Origin of the sequence: Bhargavaea massiliensis (assembly GCF_018390575.1) — a bacterium.
Taxonomy (GTDB): domain Bacteria; phylum Bacillota; class Bacilli; order Bacillales_A; family Planococcaceae; genus Bhargavaea; species Bhargavaea massiliensis.
On the sequence record NZ_JAHBCJ010000006.1, the window covers coordinates 140,516 to 164,154 of the forward strand.

A 23,639-nucleotide genomic window follows, 5' to 3' on the forward strand; every position below is an offset into this window, starting at 1 on the left:
CTTAGTTGACACCGCCTTTCATCATGCCGAATTTCTCCATGAGACGAATCCTCCTTGCTTCGACGTCCGGATCCCTCTCCTCAGGCAGAGGCTCTTTCTCAGCCTCGGATTTTTGGTCTTTCCTGTAGAACCAGTCGGGCACTGCTTCGGTTTTGGCACCCGGCTTACGGGACCGCTGGTTTCCGCCGCCCTCCTGTTTCCACTTCATATACTTGTCGTGCTCTGAACGTGCCAGCTCGAGCGCGTCCTTTACATTATCGACTTTCTTCGCCATCCAATGGGAAGCGATCCGCTCGACGTAGTTATTCGTGAGCTTCCCGTCGTTCCTGAGCCAGACATACTGAAGCAGCACGTTGACCACACCGGCCGGAAGGTTATGCTCCAGCACCAGTTTTTGTGCAAGCTTTACGTCCACCTGCATCGGCTCGCGCCCTCCGTTGATATCTTTCAGCATCTCAACCGGCGAACAGGTTTCAAGATAAAGGATCAGTTCATCTTCCTTGGTCTTCGGTTCTTCCGAAGCGGCCGCTTTTTCCGGTGCAGCCAAGATTTTTGTGATTTTCGGGGCTGTATTTGACCTGGATAGCTTGTAATAATCGGCGGCGGCACGCTTAAGCCGGTCTTCGGTCAGGTTGCCGTCGGCATCAATTGCCAGCAGGACGACCTGCTGCAAATCAATAGGAGACAGACCATACAGGAAGGCAATCCGAACAATCATTTCCTTTACTGCCGGTGTAAATGCCTTCCTCGGCACGAGCTGCGCGGACAGTCCTTCCATCATAAGGGGGAAATCAAACGGATAGCCGCTGAAAGCAAGTTTGGGTGCCCGCTGATCCGATTCATATGTATCAGTATCTTCTTCCATGGCACCGGCTTTGACAGACTTGTACACTTCAGGGAATGACCTGGACACCTCTTCATAGCCTTCCGGAACCGGCGGATTCAAAAAACGCCCGCGGAGCCGTTTGTACGTCCGGGCTCCCACTTTGCCGAACAGGAACATCGACAAAATCGGATCATGGAAAAACGTGTCCGGGTCCAGAGGCGGCCTCAGTTCATAGAGGAAGCAGCGCGCTTCTTCTTCTTGTTTCCGGTAGGTCTTGAGCAGCCCGATCCCCTCCAGTGAAAGCCTGGCCTCGAACAGCGTGCCAATCGGCATGTCAAGAAGGTTGAGGAGATGATAATGGGTGGACTCTACGGTCCCTTCCCGCTCGGCCTCTCCCCAAAGGGCAAAGAAGACCGCCATCGCCCCGTGCCCGATAAGCGGCTGGTAGAGTGCGGTCAGAATCTGTCGGTCAAAATCGGAAAACGGATAAGGAAGACGGACACAATACGCATCCGACGGCTGTAGTTCTTTGTAGAGCGGATTCATATTCCCATCCTTTCTTTCCGCGGTTCAATCAGTCATCTTCTTTTTTCAGGAGGTCTTTCAGTTCATCGATAAAAACATTGATGTCCTTGAACTGGCGATAGACAGATGCGAATCGCACATAGGCGACGTCATCGATTTCGACGAGCCGCTCCATCACCATTTCCCCGACATCCTCGGACTTTACCTCGGCATTGCCCTGGCTCCGGAGTTCCTTCTCGATCGAGAAGACCACCTCCTCAAGGACATCAAGCGGGACCGGCCGTTTTTCACAGGCACGGATCAGTCCCCGCAATACTTTCTCTCGGCTGAATTCTTCCCGCGAACCATCTTTTTTCACTACGATGAGCGGCATCTCCTCGACTTTTTCAAACGTAGTGAACCGGTATCCGCAACCCTCGCATTCCCTGCGTCGCCGGATCGCCTTGCTTTCGTCCACCGGCCGGGAATCGACGACTCGCGTCCCGTTGTGCTGACAGGCCGGGCACTTCATCGGCATCCCCGCTTTCTGATAAGTTCATTCTCTCCGGTCAACTGCTTGGCGAAGAGAGTCTGTTCATTCCATTATAGCAGAGTTCCGTGAATCGCTAAACGGGATTCTGACACACGGAAACTGCTTGAAAATATAAAAAAGCAGAAGCTTCCGCCTCTGCTCTTGATGTCCAAATCATAAACGGTCTCAGGCCATGACGGTGACGGCTGTTTTGCCGGCAGCGACAGGGCCCATGCCCCGGGGCAGTTCGGTCATCTGGCGGTTCTTGGCTCCGAGTGCATCGGCGATAAAGCCTGCTGCAATTGTCGGATCAAGATCTCCGCAAGTGTATACGTCAATGCTGGCATAGCCGTGCTCAGGGAAGCTGTGGATCGTGAGGTGCGATTCCGAAATGATAACGACCCCGCTGACCCCCTGCGGCGCGAATTTGTGAAACGCGACTTCCCGCACTTCCGCACCTGATCGCAATGCAGCTTCGACAAACGTCTGCTCGATATACGGCATGTCGTTCAGCTTGTCGAATTCGCATTCCCAAAGTTCAGCAATTACATGACGACCCATTGTTTCCATGGTTCGTCCCCCCTCCTAAAGTAAGTGATTTGCCGGCTTTCGGCAAACGGGCAACCACGGGGGAAAGTTAGTCCGATGAGGTCCTAACCCTTTAAGCTGCCCAGTGTGAACTTTGAGGTTCACGGAATCATTATATGACGGCAAGCGGTTGAGCGCAACTATTAATCTCAGACAGTTGATGCAGTGAACACAAAACCCGGGCAAGGCCCGGGTTCAGATACATTTTTATGCGTTGACTTTCGCACCGATTCCGGCCGCGACTTTTTTCGCAAGGTCCACAACCCGGGCAGAATAGCCCCATTCGTTGTCATACCATGCGAGCACTTTCACTTTGCGGTCTCCCATGATCATCGTCGTGAGTCCGTCGATAATAGCAGAGCGTGAATCTGTCTTGAAGTCACTGGAAACAAGCGGTTCTGTCGTATAACCCAGAATTCCCTTGAGCGGGCCTTCTGCCGCACGGATGAACGCATCATTGACTTCTTCAACCGAAACATCACGATTCAGGTCAACCACGAGGTCGACAAGCGAGACGTTGGGAGTCGGTACGCGAAGCGCCATGCCGTGAAGCTTGCCTTTAAGCTCAGGCAACACGAGAGAAAGCGCTTTGGCCGCACCTGTTGTCGTCGGGATGATTGATTCTGCCGCCGCACGAGCACGTCGGAGATCTTTGTGCGGATTGTCGATGTTGTTCTGGTCATTCGTGTACGCATGAACAGTAGTCATCAGGCCGCTGTCGATGCCGAATTCGTCATTCAGGACTTTTGCAACCGGCGCAAGACAGTTGGTCGTGCAGCTTGCGTTGGAAATGACATCATGGCGGTCGAGGTCGAGCTTGTCGTCGTTCACACCCATGACGATTGTAACGTCTTCATTCTTGCCGGGTGCAGTCAGGATGACTTTCTTCGCACCGGCTTCAAGGTGAAGGGCGGCTTTGTCCCGGGAGTTGAACTTGCCGGTCGCTTCGATGACGATATCGACGCCGAGTTCTGCCCATGGGAGCTTTGCCGGGTCGCGTTCAGCAATCAGCTGGACCCGCTTGCCGTTGACGACGAGCGCGTCTTCCTCAGTCAGGACATCTCCTTCAAACTTGCCGTGGATGGTGTCATACTTCAAAAGGTGTGCAAGGGTTTCCGGCGGGTAGCTTGCATTGACTGCGACAATGTTCAATCCGTCTTCTAGGATTGCCTGGCGGAAAACCATACGGCCGATCCGGCCAAAACCGTTAATAGCGATGGAAGGATTCATGAGGGGGCCTCCTGTAACTGTGTTATACTCATTTTTCTTTTGCTTGTAATTAGTATATCACATTTGTCGAAAAATGCACCTTCGTTTATCACGTTCGGTGAAGTTCGATTTTTCAGAAGGTTCGTCCCTCAAGGTTTTGCATTCCAAGATTCGAGAATCCGGTCCAGCTGTGCTTCCGACTCGCCAATGGTTCCATTGTTGTATATGACGGCGTCTGCTCCCCGCTCTTTCTCAGAGATCGGAAGTTGCGAAGTGATTCTCGCCCTCGCCTCCCTTTCACTGAAACCATCTCTCTCCATCAGCCGCTTTAGCTGGGTCTCCTCCGTCACTGACACAACGAGAACCTTATCTGCAAAGTGCTGGAGCCTGCTTTCGAACAGGAGCGGAATATCCATCACCACAGTCTTTGCCCCTCTCTCGAGATGGCCGTCCCGCTGGCGCAGCATTTCCTGTCGGATGGCGGGATGCATGATGTCATTCAGTTTCTTCCGTTCAGCCGGATTATTGAAGATCCGATTTCCGACTGCAGCCCTATCCATCGTTCCGTCTGGAAGGATCACCTCGTCGCCGAATGTCTGCCGGATTTCTTCAAGTGCAGGCTGACCGGGCTCGACGACGAGTCTGGCGATACGGTCCGCATCCACAATCGGAAACCCTCTTTCCTCGAGCATCCTTGAAACAGTGCTTTTACCGCTCGCAATACTTCCGGTCAATCCGATTATCATCGTGACACCTCTTTCAACGCTGGCATTTCGGGCAATAGACCGAAGTCCGCCCGGCAATCGTCATCCGTTTTGTTTGTGCTCCGCAATCTGGGCAGTTTTGCCGGCCATACATGCGCAATCTGTCCTGCATGCCTCCCACCTCCCCATTGATATTCCGGTAATCCGATATGGAGCTGCCTCCCGCTTCGATCGCCTCCCCAAGAACCTGGCGGATTTCAGCAAACAGCCGCTCAAGACGCTTTATGCTGATTCTGCCGGTTTTCCTGCCCGGGTGGATGCCGGTGCGGAAAAGCGCTTCTGTCGCATAGATATTCCCGCAGCCGGAAATGACTTTTCCGTCCATGATTGTTTCCTTGATCGGCTTTCCGGCGAATTTCGGCGTTCTGCAGAGGTCCAAAAAATGCCCCGCGGCAGATTCATCGAACGGTTCCGGCGCCATTGCGAGCAACGGCGGATAATCACTTTCCGCTCCAATCAGCCGCAGCTCGCCAAAACGGCGGATATCCGCATAGGCAAGCAGACCGCCGTCCTCCATTCCGAAGATGACATGGATATGGCGGCGGAACTTTTCTTCCCTGACCTCGTCGATGTCGCTGACCGCAAACCATGCCCCCGACATTCCGAGATGGCTGACGAGCAAATGGGTGTCTCCGTCTTTATCCAGGTGAAAATAAATATATTTGCTCCGGCGGGTGACATTTGTAATCGTCATCCCGCGCATCCGGCCGGCAAACTCTTCCGGTGATAAGTTTTTCAGGATGGCTTCTTTTGCCTCTGATTTTGACTTGATGATCGTATCGGAAACAGCGACCTTCCGGATGGTCCGTCCGGACGCTGCCGGGGCGAGCGACCGTACGACCCCTTCTACCTCCGGCAATTCCGGCATGTTGTTCAGCTTCTTTCTTAGATGATGGTTTATTTTACTGGTTATTTCGTATCGTACCAGGAAGGGCCGGAAGCCGATTCCACCAGAAGCGGAACATCCAGCTCAAGGGCCCCTTCCATTACTTCCGGCACGATTTCAGAAAGCTTTCCAAGCTCTTTTTCGGGGCATTCGAAAATCAGTTCGTCATGCACCTGCAGCAGCATTCGCGCCTGCAAGCCTTCTGCCTCAAGCCGCTTGTCCATCTCCACCATCGCCTTCTTGATGATGTCCGCCGCGGTTCCCTGGATCGGTGTGTTCATCGCTGTCCGCTCGGCAAAGCTTCTCAGGTTGAAATTCCGGCTGTTGATGTCCGGCAGGTATCGCCGGCGATTCATGAGTGTCGTGACGAAGCCTTGTTCCTTTGCCTCGGCAACCGAGCTTTCCATGTATTGCTTGACGCCGGGGAAGCTTGCCAGGTAACGGTCGATGAATTCTGCAGCCTCTTTCCGTGTGATGTTCAAGTTCTGGGAAAGGCCATAATCACTGATCCCGTAGACAATCCCGAAATTGACAGCTTTCGCCGCCCGCCGCATGTCCGATGTCACATCTTGCGCTTCCACGTGGAACACATCCCCGGCAGTACGGGTATGAATATCCTCGCCTTCACGGAATGCGGCAATCAGGCGTTCATCCCCCGACATGTGGGCAAGTACGCGGAGCTCGATCTGTGAATAGTCCGCCGCGAACATGACCCAGCCCGGTTCTGATGGGACGAACGCCTTGCGGATTTTGCGTCCTTCCTCGATTCGGACCGGAATATTTTGGAGATTCGGATTGGTGGAGCTGAGCCTTCCCGTCTGGGTGAGGGCCTGCTGGTAGTACGTATGGATCTTGCCGTCCTCATGAATCTCTTTCAGCAGCCCCTCGATGTATGTGGACTGAAGTTTCCCGAGCTGACGGTACTCAAGGATCAGGTCGATGATTTCATGCCGGCCGCTAAGCTTCTCGAGCACGTCTGCAGCAGTGGAGTAGCCGGTCTTTGTTTTCTTGATGACCGGCAGTCCCATTTCCTCGAACAGGATGACACCAAGTTGTTTGGTCGAGTTGATATTGAACTTCTGACCGGCCAGGGAGTAGATCTGCTCCTCAATGGCTTCGAGTTTGCCGGCAAGGTCTTTCCCGATCTCTTCCAGGATACCGCGTTCGGTTCTGACACCGGTGGCTTCCATGCGGCCAAGGATCGTCGCAAGCGGAATCTCGAGCTCCCGATACAGTTCAAATTGCTTATTTTCTTTAAGGCGCGCTTCCACGGTTTCGCGGAGCCGGTGGACAGCAAGCGCCTTGCGGCATGCATGTTCCGCAACCGTCTCCTGTACGGGGACCGCCCGTTTGGCGCCTTTCCCATAAATGGCCTGGTCTTCCGAAACCCCGGAATATCCGAATTCCGTTGCCGCGGAAGACGCGTCAGTCAGGGACACGGATGGATTGGCGATATAGGCGGCAAGCAGGAGGTCGAAAATGATTCCGTCCGCTTCCAATCCGGTCCGGGCAAGCGCAGCAAGAGATGCCTTCGCATCGACAGTGAGTTTTTTCGTTGATTCATCCGCCAGCCATTCCGCGAACTGAACGTCCCCTACAAGATGTTCTGCCGGAATAAAGACGGTTTCATCACCATCGGACAGCGACACACCGAGAATGTCCGCTGTGTGATAAAGCTCACCAGACAGTTCTACATGGAAAGCCGTACCGCTCTTCAAAAGAGATTCAGGTGCTTTTTCGGTGATGTTAAAACGAATGGCTTCCGTTTCCTCGGATACGGATGCCGATTGAGCTCCATCCGCCTTCTCAATAAGTGTACGGAAATTCAGCTCACGGAAAACCGGGATGACCTGCTCCATATCCGGCCCCGGGTAGCTGAGGTCGCCAAGCCCGATCTCGATCGGGGACTCGGTGTTGATCGTGGCGAGCGACTTGCTCATTTTGGCCAGTTCCTCGTTCTCGACAAGCTTTTCCTTCAGCTTTTTCCCGCTTACTTCATCAATGCCTTCGTAGACGCCCTCGACTGTACCGAACTGTTTCAGCAGTTTGATCGCTGTCTTTTCTCCCACACCGGGCACACCCGGGATGTTGTCGGAAGCATCTCCCATAAGGCCTTTCATGTCGATAATCTGTTCCGGCGTCAGGCCATACTTTTCCATCACATGATCTGGCGTATAGGCCTCGATGTCGGTCATTCCTTTCCGTGTAATCTGGACCGTCACCCCTTCGTCTGCAAGCTGGGTCAGGTCCTTGTCTCCGGTGATCACGACGGTCTCCACGCCGCCGGCCGCAGCTTCACGGCTCAATGTGCCGATGATGTCATCTGCCTCGAAAGACTCCAGCTCGTACTGCCTGATGTTATAGGCATCGAGCATTTTCCGGATATACGGGAACTGTTCGGACAGCTCGGGCGGCGTTTTCTGCCTGCCGCCCTTGTACTCCTTGTAGGTGCTGTGGCGGAACGTCGTCTTGCCGGCGTCCCATGCAACGAGCATATGTGTCGGCTGTTCTTCTTTCAGGATTTTCTCCAGCATCATCGCAAAGCCGTATACCGCGTTGGTATGCACGCCCTGATCATTGGTCAGGAGCGGCAAAGCGAAAAACGCACGGTAGGCCAGGCTGTTCCCGTCCAGGAGCAGCACTTTCTGCTTAGTCATTCCGGTCAACCTCCATCCGCAAATAAAAAACGTCATCTCCCTCCATCTTACCATAGGGGCAGGATGGAGAAGAAACGACGTGATGGCGCTTATTCCGTGAAACCTGAAAGGATTCTCGCATAAGGGGAATCGGACGGTATGACAATCATCGTTTCATCGCCGATCGTCTTCTTATACGATTCCAATGTTCGGTACAGCTCATAGAAATCCGGATCTTTCGAGAAGGACTGGTTGTAGATGCGGGCCGCTTCCGCTTCACCTTCCGCGCGGATTACTTCCGCCTGTTTTTTCGCTTCGGCCAAAAGCTCCTGCACTTCACGGTCGGTTTCTGCCTCGATCCGGCGCTTTTCCGCATCCCCTTCCGAAAGGTAGGTCTGGGCGGTCGATTCCCGCTCGGAAATCATCCGGGTATAAATGGACTGTTCGTTCTCTGGGGGCAGGTCGATCCGCTTCATCCTGACATCGGTCACCGCGATTCCGAAATTACCGGTCTCCAACAGTTCATTCACCCGCTCGGTCACTTTGTCATTCAGGTTGCCGCGTGATGAATCTTCGTCGTTGACGATGCTCGTATAATCAAGTTGTCCGAGCTCCGATCGGACGACGGAATAAATGTATTCCTCCATCCGAGCCTCGGCATTGACGATATTCCGTGCGTTGTTGATCATCAGTTTCGGGTCGGTGATGCGCCAGACGGCATAGTTGTCGATAATCATCCGCTTTTTATCCTTTGTCGTAATTTCTGCTTCGGATACGTTGTAGGCCATCTGGTTTTTCGGCAGCATCGTTACACTCTGGAGAAACGGCACCTTTAACTTGACGCCCGGATCGGAATCGATGCGGACAATCTCACCGAATTGGCGTACGACGCGATATTCGTTTTCCTTTACGACATATACATTCGCCAGGAAGATGAGCAATACAGCGAAAACAGCCGTGAGCACAATCGCCGGTTTGATGAACTTTCGCAGGTCGGCCGGCGGTTTCGGTTCTGCCGGCCCTTTTGGACTCTTTGAGCGTTTTTTGCCGAATGCTTTTATCTTTCCATCCGGCTTTTTGCGTGCCTGCTCCTGGCGCTGCCTCTCCAGAAACTTCTCTTCGATGCTCTTGAACGGATTGTTGTCATTATTGGCCATTGCTTTCTCCCCCTTCCCCTTGGCCTTCCTGGGCAGGCGGCTGAGGGGCGGCCTGCTGCGGCGGCTGGATCGGCAGGTACTTTATGGTCCCTTCGCCGTCATTCATAATATAGATTTTCGCACCCGGGAGAACCTGCTCGAGAGTCTCGAGAATCAGCCGCTCACGCGTGATGTCCTGATTGTTGCGATACTCCTCATAGAGTTTGTTGAACACGGCCACGTCACCATGCGCCTGCTCGATCCTGGATGTTTTATCCCCCTGAGCCCTTGAGAGGATTGCGTCACGCTCACCCGTGGCTTCATTCTTTTTCTGGTTTTCATATTTCTTGGCCTGGTTGATCTTCGTGCTCTTTGTCTCCCGGGCATCAGTGACTGCCGTAAACGCAGAACGGACTTCTTCATTCGGCAGCTCGACATCCTGGAGCTTTACACCCTGGATGGATATCCCTATGTCATACTTATCGACAAGCGTGCCGAGGAGGTCTCTTGTTTCCGCCTCGATCTCTGCCTTGCCGTCGGTGAGGGCATCGTCGATCGGTGATGAACCGATGGTCGACCGGATCGAAGCCGCGGTGGCATCATGCAGCAATTCCCTCGGATCCTCGGCATTGAACAGGTATTTGACCGGCTCGGTGATTTTCCATTGGACGACGAGATCGGCCAACACAATATATTCGTCCCCGGTGATCATCTTTGTCTCCTTGTCATAGGAGATCAGATTTCCGTCCTCATCCTGGTTATAGCCGAATCTCGTACTGAAGGTTTCCTTGGACAGCTTCTCCACTTTTTGCACCGGCCACGGCAACTTGAACTTCAGCCCTGACTCGGTCACCGTTTCATCCGCTTTGCCAAATGTGATAATTACAACCTGTTCTCCCTCATCCACGGTGTACCAAGTCGTAAATGCAAGGACGATCAGAATAAGACCGGCAATCGCCATTCCGGCAATCGTCAATATGCGCTTAACGCTCATGTCGGACTCTCCTTTATTTAAGTTTATGTATAGTTCATATACGGTCATCGGCGCTCTGCGGTTTCATCAAATTCCAAATTCGGACAAAAAGCGGACACAAAAATACCCCGCCTGCTTCTTTTATGCGAGAAGCAGTTCGGGGATGACTCAGTTGTGGCTCAGTGGAATGTTCACCATGAAGGTCGAGCCTTTGCCCGGCTCGCTCTCCACAGAGATCGTACCGCCGTGAAGATCCACTAAATGCTTCACGATGGACAGTCCAAGCCCGGTGCCGCCTGAATCACGGCTCCTGGCCCGGTCAACCCTGTAAAAGCGTTCGAACAGTCTGGGCAGTTCGGCGGCCGGTATGCCAATGCCCCTGTCGGCGACAGCGATGGATGCCATTCCGTCCGACACAGTTGCCGTGACCCGGATAGGCGTGCCTGGCTTGGAGTAACTAACGGCATTTGCCAGGAGATTGACCAATATCTGAACGAGCCGTTCGGGGTCCCCCTTGACTGTCAATCCGGGCGGACAATGGGACTCAATCGTCATCTTCCGGTTATTGATCCGCCCGGAAACCGAACGGATGGATCGGTCAATCACATTCTGCACGCTTACTGATTGCAGCCTGAGTGTATACCCTTCTTTCTCGATCTTTGACAGGTCCAGAAGATCTTCGATCAGCGTCTCAAGCCTGACGCTTTCACCGTGGATGATCTCCAAAAACTGCATGGCCGCCTCTTCATCGTGAACGGCTCCGTCCATCAGGGTCTCGGAAAAGCCCCGGATCGATGTGATTGGAGTTCTTAGCTCGTGAGAGACATTGGCGACAAAGTCTTTCCTGACCCGCTCCAGTCGGATCAGTTCCGAAATGTCGTGCATGACGACGACAATGCCAAGCCATCCCCCGTGTTTATCAATGACCGGCGCGGAGTAAACAGCCATCGTACGGTTGCCTGAGTCCGTCCGGATATCGATCTGTTCGGTAACCGGCTTTTCTCTGACGGATACCGTATCGATCAGAGTGACAAGCGCTTCAGGAAGCCGGGCAGCTTTGTATGGGCTGCCGATCAGTCCGTCTTCTGCCTGTCCGACCTGATCGAGAAAAAATGAATTGGCCATGGAAATCTCTGAATTCCTACCAATCATAAGCAGGCCGCTGCCCATGTTGGCGATCAGAGTCTCCAGCCTCTCCGCTTCCGTCTCCCGCATGGATTCCATCTCCTGCAAATTCCGCGCCAAGGCATTAACTGCGGTGACCAGGCCGATCTGGATGCCCGGTGCCGTCCATCCCGCCCTGGCAGTATAGTTGCCCTTCGCAAGCTCCATGGTGGTGTCCGTCACCAGATCGATCGGACGGATATAGCGCTCCGTCAAACGGTGGAAAACGATGACGGTCACGATGAACGCAACTGTAAAGGCAATAACAATCAGCCGCAGAAAGCGCGCCGGCGCCACACCTGACCCGTCATCGGCCATTTTCCGGCTGAGTTCTTCACGAGCTTCGCTGTCCAACTTGATCCCCATGTCGTCAAGATGCAGGGCAACTGCCTCCGGCTTGGCCTTTTTCCCTTGATTCTGCAGGACGGGATAGGTCTGGCCAAGGACGATGGCAAGACCGGCCAGCGTGATGCCCATAATAAGAATGAACGCCAGGAACAAGCGCCTTTGGAGCGACTTCATCCTTCCGATGGTCCCTCAAATTTATAGCCGGTTCCCCGGATCGTCTTGATGAAAACCGGACGCCTCGTATTTTCTTCAATCTTGTCGCGAAGGTGGCTGATATGTACATCCACAATCCTGGTGTCACCGGCAAAATCATAATTCCATACCGCGCTGAGCAGCTGGTCCCGTGACATCACCCGGTTCCGGTTGGAAATCATGTGGACGAGAAGTTCGAATTCCTTCGGTGTGAATTCCAGCGAAACGCCATCTTTGTAGGCTTCAAATCGCTCCGGATACACCTTCAATGGTCCCGATTCATACACCGCTTCCTTCTGTTCATCTTCTGCAGATTGTACAGAATTGAATTGTTCCGACCTTCTAAGCACCGCTTTTACCCGTGCAACGACTTCCCTGGGGCTAAAAGGCTTTGTCATGTAATCGTCGGCTCCAAGCTCCAATCCGAGGATTTTCTCCAGTTCATCCGACTTTGCGGTCAGCATGATAATCGGAGTGTTTACACCCTTTTGGCGCAGTGTGCGGCAAACATCCATGCCATCCAACTTGGGCAGCATCAGGTCCAGGACAATCAGGTCCGGACTTTCCGTCTCTGCCTTTCGCAGACCTTCCTCCCCGTCCGCTGCAGTAATCACCTTGTATCCCGCCTGTTTCAGGTTGTACTCAAGCAGTGTCAAAATCGGACGTTCATCATCCACGACCAGAATTCGTTTCACGTTCATCCATGCCTCCATCAGGCGCACCAAGCGCAGAAATTTCAGTATTGACTCCGGCAGCGGGTGCAATCCCGGCCACCAGCTCACCTGTCATTACCGTTCGATTTTCCTCGTCTGTAGCATCCACCCGGATCTGGACAGTACGGGAGAGCAAATCCACCTTTTCAACTGCGAGATCGAAGGTCACTGTCGACCCGTGCCAGGCAGCTTCCGGAAACCGGAACCGCTGTTCCAGCATCCGGGAGCCTGGACCGGGAAGATGTTTGGACACGGCCGCACTGACGATTCCTGTCAGCATCACTACGGGAACAACCGGCCTTTCATAGCCGGCTGCCGCCGTGAAGTCATGCTGGATATAAAGCGGGTTGCTGTCATTGGTAAGCCCCAGGTACAGGAACAAGTCCCGGTCATCCATCTTTTCGACGATCTTCAGGGACTCCCCTTCGGTCAGCTCTTCTGCCGGACGGATCTTGACATGGCGCCGGTTGAATAGCAAGTTCAATCTCCCCTTTGGCGGTGTGGTCTGCAGAGGAACGTAATTGTTCGCCGCTCTGCTTACTTCCAATATTCTTATTATAGCATGTACGGCAAACACAACGGACCAACAGGATGAGAAAGAAGGGACACAGCGAAAAGACAGGATGAACTGTCCTTTGCTATGCCCCTCCGCAAAGACTTTCGCACCACTTCTTTCAGGGTGCCATCTGTCATTCCAGGACGTTTATCACGTTTCTGACAGACTCGGCGGATTTTTCAAAGCTCTTTTTCTCATCCGGAGTCAGATCCAGCTCAATGATTTTCTCGATTCCGCCAGCTCCGAGCACCGTCGGCACGCCGATATAAATGCCGTCCATCCCGTATTCGCCTTCCAGATAGGCGATTGACGGAAGTACCCGCTTCTGGTCTTTCAAAATCGCTTCCGCCATTTCGGCCAAAGATGCGGCAGGCGCATAGTAGGCAGAGCCGTTGCCGAGCAAATTGACAATCTCCGCACCGCCTTTCCGCGTCCGGTCAACGATTGCTTCAAGCCGTTCCGGAGGCAGAAGTGTTTCGAGCGGAATTCCGCCCGCAAAGGAATATCGGACAAGCGGAACCATATCGTCGCCATGGCCGCCGAGGACGAACCCGGTGATGTCTTTGACCGAAAGATTCAGCTCTTCTGCGACGAATGCACGGAAACGGGCCGTATCCAGCACACCGGATTGCCCGATGACCCGCTCCTTCGGGAAGCCGCTTTCATTGAACACCGTATAGGTCATGGCATCCACGGGATTCGTCAGGACCAGGATAATGCTATCCGGAGAATACTTGGCAACTTCGGCCGTGACAGCCTTCATGATTCTCTGGTTGGTCTGGACCAGCTCGTCACGGCTCATTCCCGGCTTCCGGGCCATTCCCGCTGTGATGATGACCAGATCCGATCCCTCCGTGTCCCGGTAGTCGGAAGTGCCGGCGACTTTCGCATCAAAACCCAATACCGGGGCAGCTTCCGCCATATCGAGCGCTTTCCCTTTGGTCGGGTTCTCCATATCCGGAATATCAACCAAAACCACATCACCAAGTTCCTTCTGGGCAATCAGGAAAGCAGTGGTGGCTCCTGTGAACCCTGAGCCGATCACCGAAACTTTCTTGCGCTTAATGGACACTGACACTCACACTCCTTAAAATTTAAGTCTTCCTTCACAAAGTCGATCATGATTCCTGGATGTAAAAAAGGGAGGAGCCTGGGCTCCTCCCTTTCGTATTCCCCATATTCGGCAAAAAATGCCTCTCCGATTACAGGTTCTTGATCAGTTCGTCGGCGAACTCGGAAGCCTTGACTTCTGTCGCGCCTTCCATCAGACGTGCAAAGTCGTAAGTGACGACTTTCGATGCGATTGTCTTCTCGATGGATTCTGTGATAAGGTTTGCTGCTTCGTTCCAGCCGAGGTGCTCGAGCATCATGACACCGGAAAGGAGTACCGAGGACGGGTTGACTTTGTCGAGGCCCGCGTACTTTGGTGCCGTGCCGTGTGTCGCTTCGAAGATCGCGTGGCCGGTTACATAGTTGATGTTCGCGCCAGGCGCGATCCCAATGCCGCCAACTTGCGCTGCGAGCGCGTCGGAGATGTAGTCGCCGTTCAGGTTCATCGTCGCTACGACGTCGAACTCTTTCGGGCGGGTCAGGATCTGCTGGAGGAAGATGTCGGCAATCGCGTCTTTGATAATCAGCTTGCCGGCTGCTTCAGCATCGGATTGTGCTTTGTTCGCAGCATCCGTGCCCTGCTCTTCCTTGATCTTGTCGTATTCGTTCCATGTGAAGACCTTGTCGCCGAACTCCTGCTCAGCCACTTCATAGCCCCAGTTCTTGAACGCGCCTTCTGTGAACTTCATGATGTTGCCCTTGTGAACGAGCGTAACCGACTTGCGGCCTTCCTTGAGCGCGTACTCGATCGCGGAGCGGACTAGGCGCTTTGTGCCTTCTTCTGAAACCGGCTTGATGCCGATGCCTGAGGTTTCAGGGAAACGGATGTTTTTGACACCCATTTCGTTCTGGAGGAAGTCGATCAATTTGTTTACTTCATCCGTGCCCTTCTGGTATTCGATGCCCGCATAGATATCTTCTGTGTTTTCACGGAAGATGACCATGTCGGTGTGTTCAGGGTGCTTGACCGGCGAAGGAACACCTTCGAAGTAACGGACAGGACGCACGCAAGCGAACAGGTCGAGTTCCTGGCGAAGTGCAACGTTCAGGGAGCGGAAGCCGCCGCCGATCGGAGTCGTCAGAGGTCCTTTGATTGCAATAAGGTACTCATCGATTGTCTTGAGGGTTTCCTCGGGAAGCCAGTTCCCTGTTTCGTTGAACGCCTTCTCGCCTGCAAGGACTTCCTTCCAGACGATTTGCTTTTTGCCGTCATATGCCTTCTCAACCGCTGCCTCGAGGACGCGGGAAGCTGCATTCCAGATGTCAGGGCCTGTACCGTCACCGATGATGAAAGGAATGACGGGTGCATCAGGTACATTCAGTTTGCCGTTGGATACTGTAATTTTTTCACCGTTTGCCATTTGTTGGATTCCTCCTGATTCTATCTTTGTTCACAAGTAGGGGACGGCGGCTGCCGTCCCTAACATTGTACACTATTTCACATACAATTATCGCTCGTTTACAGGAACGTAGGATTGCATGCCTGGACCGACATACTCTGCACGCGGGCGGATCAGGCGGTTATTCGCATATTGTTCAAGGATGTGAGCAATCCAGCCGGACATGCGGGACACCGCAAAAATCGGCGTGAACAGGTCGTGGTCGATACCGAGCGAGTGGTAGACAGACGCTGAGTAGAAGTCGACGTTCGGAGGCAGGTTCTTCTGCCCAGTGACGAGCTCTTCGATCTGAATTGACATCTTGTAGAGATCTTCCTGCCCGGTGAGGCCTGTCAGCTTGTCGGACATTTCGCGCAGGTGCTTCGCGCGCGGATCACCCTGACGGTAGACGCGGTGACCGAAGCCCATGATCTTTTCCTTGTTGTCCAGCTTTTCCTGGATGTAGGATTCAACCTTGTCCGGAGATCCGATCTCAGTCAGCATTTTCATAACCTGCTCGTTAGCGCCGCCGTGGAGTGGGCCTTTAAGAGCGCCGATTGCCGCGGTTACACCGGAGTAGATGTCGGAAAGAGTCGCGACACATACCCTTGCAGTGAATGTGGAAGCATTCAGTTCGTGATCCGCGTGAAGGACAAGCGCCTTGTTGAACGCTTCTTCTTCGATCGCTTCAGGCTCCTTGCCGTTAAGCATATAGAGGAAGTTCGCAGCATAACTGAGTTCCTTCTTCGGCGCAACCGGTTCCTCGCCTTTGCGGATGCGGGAGAATGCCGTCACAACTGTCGCAACTTTCGCCTGGAGCTTAATGGCTTTTTCGTAGTTGGCTTCGTCGGACATGTCTTCCGCTTTCTCATCATACAATCCCAAGAGTGAAACCGCTGTGCGCAATGCCGCCATCGGGTGTACGTTTCCGATCGGGTAAGTCTTGAAGTGGTCAAGCACTTCCTGGGGCACAGCCATGTTGTCGGCCAACTGCTGCTTCAGTTCCGACAGCTCATCCGCTTTGGGAAGGCGCTTGTGCCACAGAAGGTAGACGACTTCTTCAAAACTTGCGTGATTTGCAAGATCATCAATGTTATAACCGACGTATGTAAGTGTATCGTCGATAATGGAGCTGATGGAAGACTCGGTAGCCACTACCCCTTCAAGTCCGCGTGTTGCACTCATATCAATCTCTCCTTTTTCCCTGTAATGCCTCTGCCCGTGCATAAAAAAACCGGGTTTCGGCCCTATGAAGCTTGTACAAATCTGTTAAACGCTTACAAGAACATTATAATCATTTCTTACATTTTTGTGAATGGAAATGCATGATTTTCTTTTACACTTGGGCAGAACAAGCAAAATGACGGGCGAAGCATCAAAAAAAACGGCTGAAAACAGGAGCGTGAAAAGGTGAAGACCGGCCACAAATTCCAAAAAGGAGCCAAAATATACGGTCCGATCGTTGCCGGGGCAGCCCTCTGCTTTTTCCTGCCCCAGTTGTCCCTGGCCATCTTTGCGGGGTATTTCGCGTCCCCTGCCGTCTCATTCATGAAACGCGGGCTCCGCCTCCCGCTCCCCGTTGCCGCATTATTGGCAGAGCTTCTGATTCTGGCATCTGCCGCTTTTGTGCTGTTGTTCGCGCTTCAGCAGATCATCCTGGCTCTGCCTGCCATCCGGGCCGCCCTTTCCGTCATGCACTTTGACCATCCGGTCGCTTCCGAATGGCTGACCTATGCGGAAACGGCTGTATCCGCGGCGGGCGACAACCTGATCGACTCCTCGGCCGGCATGGTCCAGGCTGCTTTCGGCCAAGTGTTCTCCTTTATCCTTTTCCTGCTTGCTTTTTATTTCGCTCTCTTTGAGTCCGCGAGGGACCGCTTCTGGTTCCTGGCAGCCCTTCCCGCGGATGCAAGAAAAAAAGCAAAAGGAATGTTCCGTGAGGGCGGAAGCCTCTTCGGAACATTCCTATTCGTTGAGCTCAGGCTGATTTTGCTGACATTCGCCATCCTCAGCATCGGACTGGCGGCACTCGGATTTGGGTCCCCGGTCGGCCGGGCATTCCTGATCGCCTTGGCAGACAGTCTGCCGTTTCTCGGCATCGGGATATTTCTGATCCCCATGGCCGCCTATTATCTGCTCAGCGGCAACCCTCTTTTGGGCGCTGCGCTGATCGTCCTCTACGTTTTCGTCATGCTGACCCGGCAAATCGCCGAATCACGGATGTGGGCAGCCACCTTTCAGCTCAGGCCATCACATACGTTCTTTATTACTGCAGCGTCGATTCTGCTCTTCGGATTGGCAGGGATCTTACTGAGCCCCATTCTGCTATTCGTGGCAGCACGCGTCAGGAAGATGCCAGCCTTCAGCGGATAATGACCATGCTTCCATTCTTCATCTTTTTCCGTATTTGCCGGTAAAGAAACGGTTTTAGCTTTTTCCTGACTGCCGGCATCAGCAAAAACAAACCGATTGCATCCGTGATGAAGCCCGGGAACAGGAGCATAAGGCCGCCAGCCAAAATAAACAGTCCATCCAGTGCGGCATTACCCGGCGGATACCCTTCGGCCGCCTGTTTCCTGATTTCCTGCCATGCCCGCAGCCCTTCCCGCTTTGCCAGGTAGGATCCGGCAGCGGCGGTCAGCAGGATCAGAAGGATCGTTTCAAACATACCTATATGGCTTCCTGCGTAAAGGAGGACGGCCAATTCGGTCGTCGGAACAACGATAAACAAAAGGAACAGCCATTTCAAATTGCAAAATCCTTTCGAAAGACGCCCTGCCGATCCGGCCAGGGCGTCTTGGGTTCTTGATTAAATTATAACACGGATGCATGGCCGTTGTAGACTACACCGGCTTCGGCATCGATTGTCAGATCTTGGCCATCTTCGATTTCGGTCATGGCATTTTTCACCCCGATGATGACCGGGATGCCCACGTTCAATCCGACGACTGCCGCATGGCTGGTCAGTCCGCCTTCCTGAACGACCAAGCCGGCGCATTGCTCGATTGCCGGCATCATGTCACGGTCCGTGCCGTAGGTGACCAGGATTTTGTCCTTCGTATCGCGCGCGAGCGCTTCTTCGGCATTTCGGACGACAACGGCCTGGCCAAACGCGACCGCCTTTCCGATGCCCTGGCCTTTTGCAAGGAGGTCCCCGATAACGTGTATTTTCATGAGGTTGGTCGTGCCCGCTTCCCCGACGGGTACACCTGCCGTGATAATTACGACGTCTCCGTGGGTGACGTACTTATGCTTAATGCTTTCCTCGACCGATGTCTCAAGGATGGCATCGATCGATTTGACGCGCTCCCCGACGATTGGATAAACGCCCCAGACAAGCGTCAGCCTGCGCGAACAGTCGTCCGATGCCGTCACTGCGATGATCGGGCAGCCGGGGCGATACTTCGCAATCATCTTCGCAGTCTGTCCGCTTTCCGTTGGCGCGATGACGGCTCTGACGTTCAGGTTGACTGCCGTGTAGGCGGCGGCCTGTCCGATTGCGTCTGTCATATTGCCTTCTTTTTCCCGTCGGCGTGTCGAAATAACAGAACGGTAATCAACGGCAGCTTCTGCGGTTTTCGCAATCCTGTCCATTGTCCGGACCGACTCTGCCGGATACTGGCCGGCGGCTGTTTCACCTGACAGCATGATTGCATCGGATCCGTCCAGGATGGCGTTTGCCACGTCGCTCGCCTCAGCACGCGTCGGGCGCGGGTTGCGCTGCATAGAGTCGAGCATCTGTGTGGCGGTGATCACCGGCTTTCCGGCCTGGTTGCACTTTTCGATCATCTGCTTTTGGACAATCGGCACTTCCTCTGCCGGAATTTCAACGCCGAGATCGCCCCGCGCGACCATCAGCCCATCAGATACCTCGAGAATGGCGTCGAGGTTGTCGACCCCTTCCCGGTTCTCGATCTTCGGAATGATCTGCACGTGGCCTGCGCCGTTTTCCTCAAGCAATTTCCGGATTTCCATGACATCCGACGCACGGCGGACAAACGATGCCGCGATAAAGTCCACTCCGTTTTTGATGCCAAAGAGAATGTCGGAGGCATCTTTTTCCGTGATCCCCGGTAATTGTACGGAGACTCCCGGTACGTTGACGCCTTTTTTGTCCTTCAGGGTTCCCGCATTCCGGACGATCGTCCTAATCCTGCCGGCTTCGGGATCCGACGCCCGGACTTCAAGTTCGATCAGGCCGTCATCCAGCAGGATCGTAGAGCCGGCATGCACGTCTTCGGCAAGCATGTCGTAAGTGACCGAGAATCGCTCGGAGTTGCCGAGCACTTCGGTCATCATGATATCGAGCTCCTGCCCGTTCTCAAGCTCCACCGCTCCACCTTCCATCTTGTGGGTGCGGATTTCCGGTCCCTTCGTGTCCAGAAGGATGCCGACAACCTGGTTCATCTTGCTTGCAGCCTCACGGATATTGCGGATTCTCGCCAAGTGCTCTTCATGGTCACCATGGGAGAAGTTGAGCCTTGCCACGTTCATGCCCGCGCTAATCAACTGCTCCAGCATCTCAGGCGATTCACTCGCAGGCCCGATTGTACATACGATTTTTGTCTTCCTCACATCGCTCGCCCCAATCCTTTAAATCGATAGTTCTTTCGAAAGTTCATAGAGGCCGTCTTCCATGCCTTCCCTTCTGCTGAATACTTCCGTTAAAGGATAGTCTATCACTGCGTGGTTTCGCATGCCAACGGCGACACCCGCCCTGCCTTCAAGCAGGAGCTCAACAGCCCTTGCGCCAAACTTTGAGGCGAGTACGCGGTCACGGCCGGTCGGACTGCCGCCCCTTTGGATGTGGCCAAGCACAGATACCCGGGTCTCGATATCCGCGGCATCCTTCAATTTTTCCGCCAGGTCCTGGCCGGACATGACGCCCTCTGCAATGATCAGGATACTGTGTTTTTTGCCCCGGCCGGTGCCCTGCCGGAGCCTCATGATGATTTCCCCGACATCGTGGTGCCTCTCGGGAATCAGGATCGACTCGGCACCTCCGGCAACTCCTGCCCATAGTGCCAGGTCGCCTGCATCCCGGCCCATTACTTCGATGATGAACGTGCGTTCATGGGATGTAGCGGTATCCCTGATTTTGTCGATCGCATCAATCACGGTATTGAGTGCGGTGTCGAAGCCGAGTGTGTAGTCGGTGCCATTGATGTCATTGTCGATCGTTCCCGGCACGCCGACACAGGGGAACCCTTCTTCCGACAAGGCCTGTGCCCCCCCGTAGGAACCGTCGCCGCCGATGACAATCAGTCCCTCGATCCCCCGTTCGCGCAGTTGCCGGGCGCCTTCCGCCCTGCCTTCCGGTGTTTTGAATTCCGGGCAGCGCGACGAGTGCAGCATCGTGCCGCCCTTCTGGATAATATCCCCGACGGAGCCTGCATCAAGCAACTCGATCTTCCCTTCAATCAAACCCTGGTAACCGTTATAGACGCCAAAAACATCAAGGCCTTCGAAAATCCCTTTCCGGACCACCGCCCGGATGGCGGCGTTCATGCCGGGGGCATCTCCGCCGCTTGTCAAAACCGCAATCTTTTTCATTCGGGCAACCTCCAGGTCAATCTTTAGTCTTTGCCTTCCTTGTATACCCCGATGTTCCGGAATTTACGATACCGGTCATCTATGATCCGGTCCGCATCCAACGGGCCAAGTGCGCCCATTGAAGAACCGATCGCTTCCCGGATCGCTTCTGCCTGTCCGGCGGCATCACGGTGAGCGCCCCCCGTTACTTCAGGAATGACCTCATCGATGATCCCCATTTCCTTCAGATCCGAAGCGGTGATTTTCATCGCTTCCGCGGCCTGTTGAGCAAGGGCGGCGTCTTTCCAGAGGATTGAGGCGGCGCCTTCCGGCGAGATGACGGAGTAAGTCGAATTCTCGAGCATGTGGATGTGATTCGCCACCCCAAGCCCGAGCGCTCCGCCGCTTCCGCCTTCTCCGATGACGATGCTGATAACCGGAACACGCAGTCCTGCCATCTCAACCAGGTTTCGGGCAATCGCCTCGCTCTGGCCGCGCTCTTCTGCAGCTTTTCCTGGGTAAGCGCCTTTCGTGTCGATAAAGCAGATGATCGGACGGCCGAATTTCTCCGCCTGCTTCATCAGCCGCAACGCCTTCCGGTAGCCTTCCGGATGCGGCATCCCGAAGTTTCTCCGGATATTCTCTTTCGTGTCTTTGCCGCGCTGGTGTCCGATGACGGTCACCGGTGTTCCGCCGAACGACGCAATGCCGCCGACAATGGCAGCGTCATCGCCGTATGACCGGTCTCCATGAAGTTCGATAAAGTCCTCGAACAGGTAACCGATGTAATCAAGCGTCGTCGGGCGCTCCGGATGACGCGCCACCTGGACGCGGTCCCAGGCAGTCATGTTTCCATAGACGTCGGCCTCCAGTTTCTGAAGTCTCTCCTCCAGGCTGCGGATTTCATCCGCCATATCAACATGGGCATCGTCCGTGATGTTTTTCAGTTCTTCAATCTTTTCTTTTAGCTTTATAACCGGCTCTTCAAAAGGCAGCGGCTTCACCATATCAGCGTGCCTCCTTCATGTGGAATCGGATCAGTGTGGAGAGCGTCTGTTTCATCTCCGATCGGTGGACGACGGCATCCAGCTGTCCGTGCTCCATCAGGAACTCGGCTGTCTGGAAATCATCCGGAAGCTTCTCCCGCACGGTTTGCTCAATGACCCGGCGTCCGGCAAACCCGATCAGCGCCTTGGGTTCAGCCAGATTAATGTCACCTACTGAGGCAAAACTTGCTGATACTCCACCCGTTGTCGGGTGGGTCATGACCGAGATGAACAGGAGTCCCCGATCGGCATGACGGGAAAGCGCGACGCTCGTTTTCGCCATTTGCATCAGCGATAAAACGCCTTCCTGCATCCTGGCTCCGCCGCTCGCCGTGAAGATGACGAACGGAATTCCTTCATCTGTTGCCTTCTCGATCGAACGGGTGATTTTCTCACCAACAACCGATCCCATGGAACCCATCCGGAAATGGGAGTCCATGATCGCCACTGCCGTGCGCTGGCCGTCAATCTCGCCAATGCCGGTAAGCACCGCTTCGTTCAGGCCCGTCTTCTCCGCATCCGCATTCACTTTTTCTTCATATGAAGGAAATCCTAGCGGGTTGACGGTTTTCAAATCTTCATCCATCGGGACGAACGTTTCCTGGTCAAACAGGCAGTCTACGCGTTCATAGGCAGTCATTTTATAATGATGTCCGCAGTCAGGACAGACTTTATCGCATTTCATCAGGTCCTTTGTCAGGACGATGGATTTACATTCGGGACATTTTGTCATGAGTCCTTCGGGTACATCTTTTGATGCCTCAGAAGGAACGGTCATATATCGTTTTTTATTTTTCTTGAACATCTCTCGGATGATCGCCATCGGTATTCCCCCTTTGAGCGTGTACAATTTCGGTCCATGTTTCATAGGCTTCCACTGCTTTTTCTGTCTCGCCGCTCCGAATCGTCCGGAGCATGCCGGCGATTGCGGTCCGTTCCTCAGCTTCTGCTTCTCCTGTATAGGGCTTCCCGGCATACTGATAAAGCAGGTGCCAGATTTTCAGGGACAGTCGGTTCCCGGATGCGATCAGCACTTCCCGCACTATGTCTTCCCGCAGATAAGGTACATCTGATTCCACTGCAGAAATGAGACTGTCCCAAAGCGGCAGTGCGCGGATTTCATCATGGCCGGATGCGACACGGACCGCTTCCTTTTCATGAATCTGCATTGTTGCGCTTACGTCCTCCAGTGACTTCGGCTCCTGCATGATAAATGCCGCAAGGACTTCGACTAGCTGATGTTTTCGGAAGTCGGACAGAAAGGTGCCCTCTCCTTGCCTCGACTCGATCAGCCCGAGCAATTCCAGGCTCCGCAGCGCTTCCCGGATCGTCGACCGTCCGGTGCCGAGCCGCTCGGCAAGCACCCGTTCGGAAGGAAGCTTATCGCCTGCCCGGATGTTTTCATTCCCGATGAGCGAGCGCAATTCCTGCACCACTTCAAGAAACATCTTGCGGGATGGTTTGGTTTCGGTCATGTAGCGCTCCTTGTTATGCCATTTAATTGAAAGTGGTCTGACCACTCGTACCCATACAGCATAACGGAAT

At 54.0% G+C, this 23,639-nt stretch carries 22 protein-coding genes; 1 reads left to right on the plus strand and 21 read right to left on the minus strand.

Going from position 1 to position 23,639, the window contains the following annotated elements; genetic code table 11:
- Position 1: 1 nt before the first annotated feature.
- The 15 genes from KHA84_RS10685 to citZ form a co-directional block, all read right to left on the minus strand.
- Positions 2-1,372 (minus strand): replication initiation and membrane attachment family protein, encoded by a 1,371-nt coding sequence (locus KHA84_RS10685; protein ID WP_213423501.1) that lies wholly within the window; start codon positions 1,370-1,372, stop codon positions 2-4.
- Positions 1,373-1,400: 28 nt separating this feature from the next.
- The gene (nrdR, locus tag KHA84_RS10690; RefSeq protein WP_213423502.1) at positions 1,401-1,862 is read right to left on the minus strand and encodes a transcriptional regulator NrdR; all 462 of its coding nucleotides are present in this window, start codon (positions 1,860-1,862) and stop codon (positions 1,401-1,403) included.
- A gap of 186 nt (positions 1,863-2,048) precedes the next feature.
- Positions 2,049-2,432 (minus strand): adenosylmethionine decarboxylase, encoded by a 384-nt coding sequence (speD, locus tag KHA84_RS10695; RefSeq protein WP_157297427.1) that lies wholly within the window; start codon positions 2,430-2,432, stop codon positions 2,049-2,051.
- 225 nt (positions 2,433-2,657) lie between these two features.
- The gene (locus tag KHA84_RS10700) at positions 2,658-3,680 is read right to left on the minus strand and encodes a glyceraldehyde-3-phosphate dehydrogenase (protein WP_213423503.1); all 1,023 of its coding nucleotides are present in this window, start codon (positions 3,678-3,680) and stop codon (positions 2,658-2,660) included.
- Positions 3,681-3,808: 128 nt separating this feature from the next.
- Positions 3,809-4,405 (minus strand): dephospho-CoA kinase, encoded by a 597-nt coding sequence (gene coaE, locus KHA84_RS10705; RefSeq protein WP_213423504.1) that lies wholly within the window; start codon positions 4,403-4,405, stop codon positions 3,809-3,811.
- A 13-nt stretch (positions 4,406-4,418) separates the two neighbouring features.
- Complete coding sequence (mutM, locus tag KHA84_RS10710) at positions 4,419-5,291, minus strand: bifunctional DNA-formamidopyrimidine glycosylase/DNA-(apurinic or apyrimidinic site) lyase (protein ID WP_213423505.1); 873 nt, start codon at positions 5,289-5,291, stop codon at positions 4,419-4,421.
- A 41-nt stretch (positions 5,292-5,332) separates the two neighbouring features.
- Positions 5,333-7,966: a DNA polymerase I gene (polA, locus tag KHA84_RS10715; protein ID WP_213423506.1), complete on the minus strand. Its 2,634-nt coding sequence runs from the start codon at positions 7,964-7,966 to the stop codon at positions 5,333-5,335.
- 89 nt (positions 7,967-8,055) lie between these two features.
- On the minus strand, positions 8,056-9,102 hold the full coding sequence (gene hflC, locus KHA84_RS10720) for a protease modulator HflC (protein WP_213423507.1): 1,047 nt from the start codon (positions 9,100-9,102) through the stop codon (positions 8,056-8,058).
- The gene (gene hflK, locus KHA84_RS10725; protein WP_213423508.1) at positions 9,092-10,075 is read right to left on the minus strand and encodes an FtsH protease activity modulator HflK; all 984 of its coding nucleotides are present in this window, start codon (positions 10,073-10,075) and stop codon (positions 9,092-9,094) included. The genes hflC and hflK overlap by 11 nt, the downstream gene beginning before the upstream one ends.
- A 147-nt stretch (positions 10,076-10,222) precedes the next feature.
- Positions 10,223-11,740 (minus strand): two-component system histidine kinase PnpS, encoded by a 1,518-nt coding sequence (gene pnpS / locus KHA84_RS10730; RefSeq protein ID WP_213423509.1) that lies wholly within the window; start codon positions 11,738-11,740, stop codon positions 10,223-10,225.
- On the minus strand, positions 11,737-12,459 hold the full coding sequence (locus KHA84_RS10735) for a response regulator transcription factor (RefSeq protein ID WP_213423510.1): 723 nt from the start codon (positions 12,457-12,459) through the stop codon (positions 11,737-11,739). Before KHA84_RS10735 ends, pnpS begins: the two co-directional genes overlap by 4 nt.
- Positions 12,428-12,949: a MaoC/PaaZ C-terminal domain-containing protein gene (locus KHA84_RS10740; RefSeq protein ID WP_213423511.1), complete on the minus strand. Its 522-nt coding sequence runs from the start codon at positions 12,947-12,949 to the stop codon at positions 12,428-12,430. Before KHA84_RS10740 ends, KHA84_RS10735 begins: the two co-directional genes overlap by 32 nt.
- Positions 12,950-13,160: 211 nt before the next feature.
- Positions 13,161-14,099 carry a malate dehydrogenase gene (gene mdh, locus KHA84_RS10745; RefSeq protein WP_213423512.1) on the minus strand — a complete coding sequence of 313 codons (939 nt, stop codon included), beginning with the start codon at positions 14,097-14,099 and terminating at the stop codon, positions 13,161-13,163.
- Between the two features lie 130 nt (positions 14,100-14,229).
- Positions 14,230-15,498: an NADP-dependent isocitrate dehydrogenase gene (gene icd / locus KHA84_RS10750; RefSeq protein WP_213423513.1), complete on the minus strand. Its 1,269-nt coding sequence runs from the start codon at positions 15,496-15,498 to the stop codon at positions 14,230-14,232.
- 87 nt (positions 15,499-15,585) lie between these two features.
- A complete protein-coding gene (gene citZ, locus KHA84_RS10755) occupies positions 15,586-16,701 on the minus strand; it encodes a citrate synthase (protein ID WP_213423514.1) in 1,116 nt (371 codons plus the stop codon).
- A 225-nt stretch (positions 16,702-16,926) separates the two neighbouring features.
- On the opposite strand from citZ, the gene KHA84_RS10760 reads away from it, so the two are divergent.
- Positions 16,927-17,889, plus strand: a complete 963-nt coding sequence (locus KHA84_RS10760; protein WP_213423515.1) for an AI-2E family transporter — start codon at positions 16,927-16,929, stop codon at positions 17,887-17,889.
- Here the strand turns inward: KHA84_RS10760 and KHA84_RS10765 are convergent.
- From KHA84_RS10765 to KHA84_RS10790, 6 genes are all read right to left on the minus strand, one after another.
- A complete protein-coding gene (locus tag KHA84_RS10765; RefSeq protein ID WP_213423516.1) occupies positions 17,879-18,265 on the minus strand; it encodes an FxsA family protein in 387 nt (128 codons plus the stop codon). The genes KHA84_RS10760 and KHA84_RS10765 overlap by 11 nt on opposite strands.
- Positions 18,266-18,330: 65 nt before the next feature.
- A complete protein-coding gene (gene pyk / locus KHA84_RS10770) occupies positions 18,331-20,091 on the minus strand; it encodes a pyruvate kinase (protein ID WP_213423517.1) in 1,761 nt (586 codons plus the stop codon).
- A gap of 18 nt (positions 20,092-20,109) precedes the next feature.
- Positions 20,110-21,069, minus strand: coding sequence for a 6-phosphofructokinase (pfkA, locus tag KHA84_RS10775; protein ID WP_213423518.1), 960 nt, complete (start codon positions 21,067-21,069; stop codon positions 20,110-20,112).
- A gap of 23 nt (positions 21,070-21,092) precedes the next feature.
- Positions 21,093-22,055: an acetyl-CoA carboxylase carboxyltransferase subunit alpha gene (locus KHA84_RS10780; protein WP_213423519.1), complete on the minus strand. Its 963-nt coding sequence runs from the start codon at positions 22,053-22,055 to the stop codon at positions 21,093-21,095.
- 1 nt (position 22,056) lies between these two features.
- The gene (gene accD, locus KHA84_RS10785; RefSeq protein WP_213423520.1) at positions 22,057-22,917 is read right to left on the minus strand and encodes an acetyl-CoA carboxylase, carboxyltransferase subunit beta; all 861 of its coding nucleotides are present in this window, start codon (positions 22,915-22,917) and stop codon (positions 22,057-22,059) included.
- Positions 22,883-23,569: a FadR/GntR family transcriptional regulator gene (locus KHA84_RS10790; RefSeq protein ID WP_213423521.1), complete on the minus strand. Its 687-nt coding sequence runs from the start codon at positions 23,567-23,569 to the stop codon at positions 22,883-22,885. The genes accD and KHA84_RS10790 overlap by 35 nt, the downstream gene beginning before the upstream one ends.
- Between the last annotated feature and the right edge of the window lie 70 nt (positions 23,570-23,639).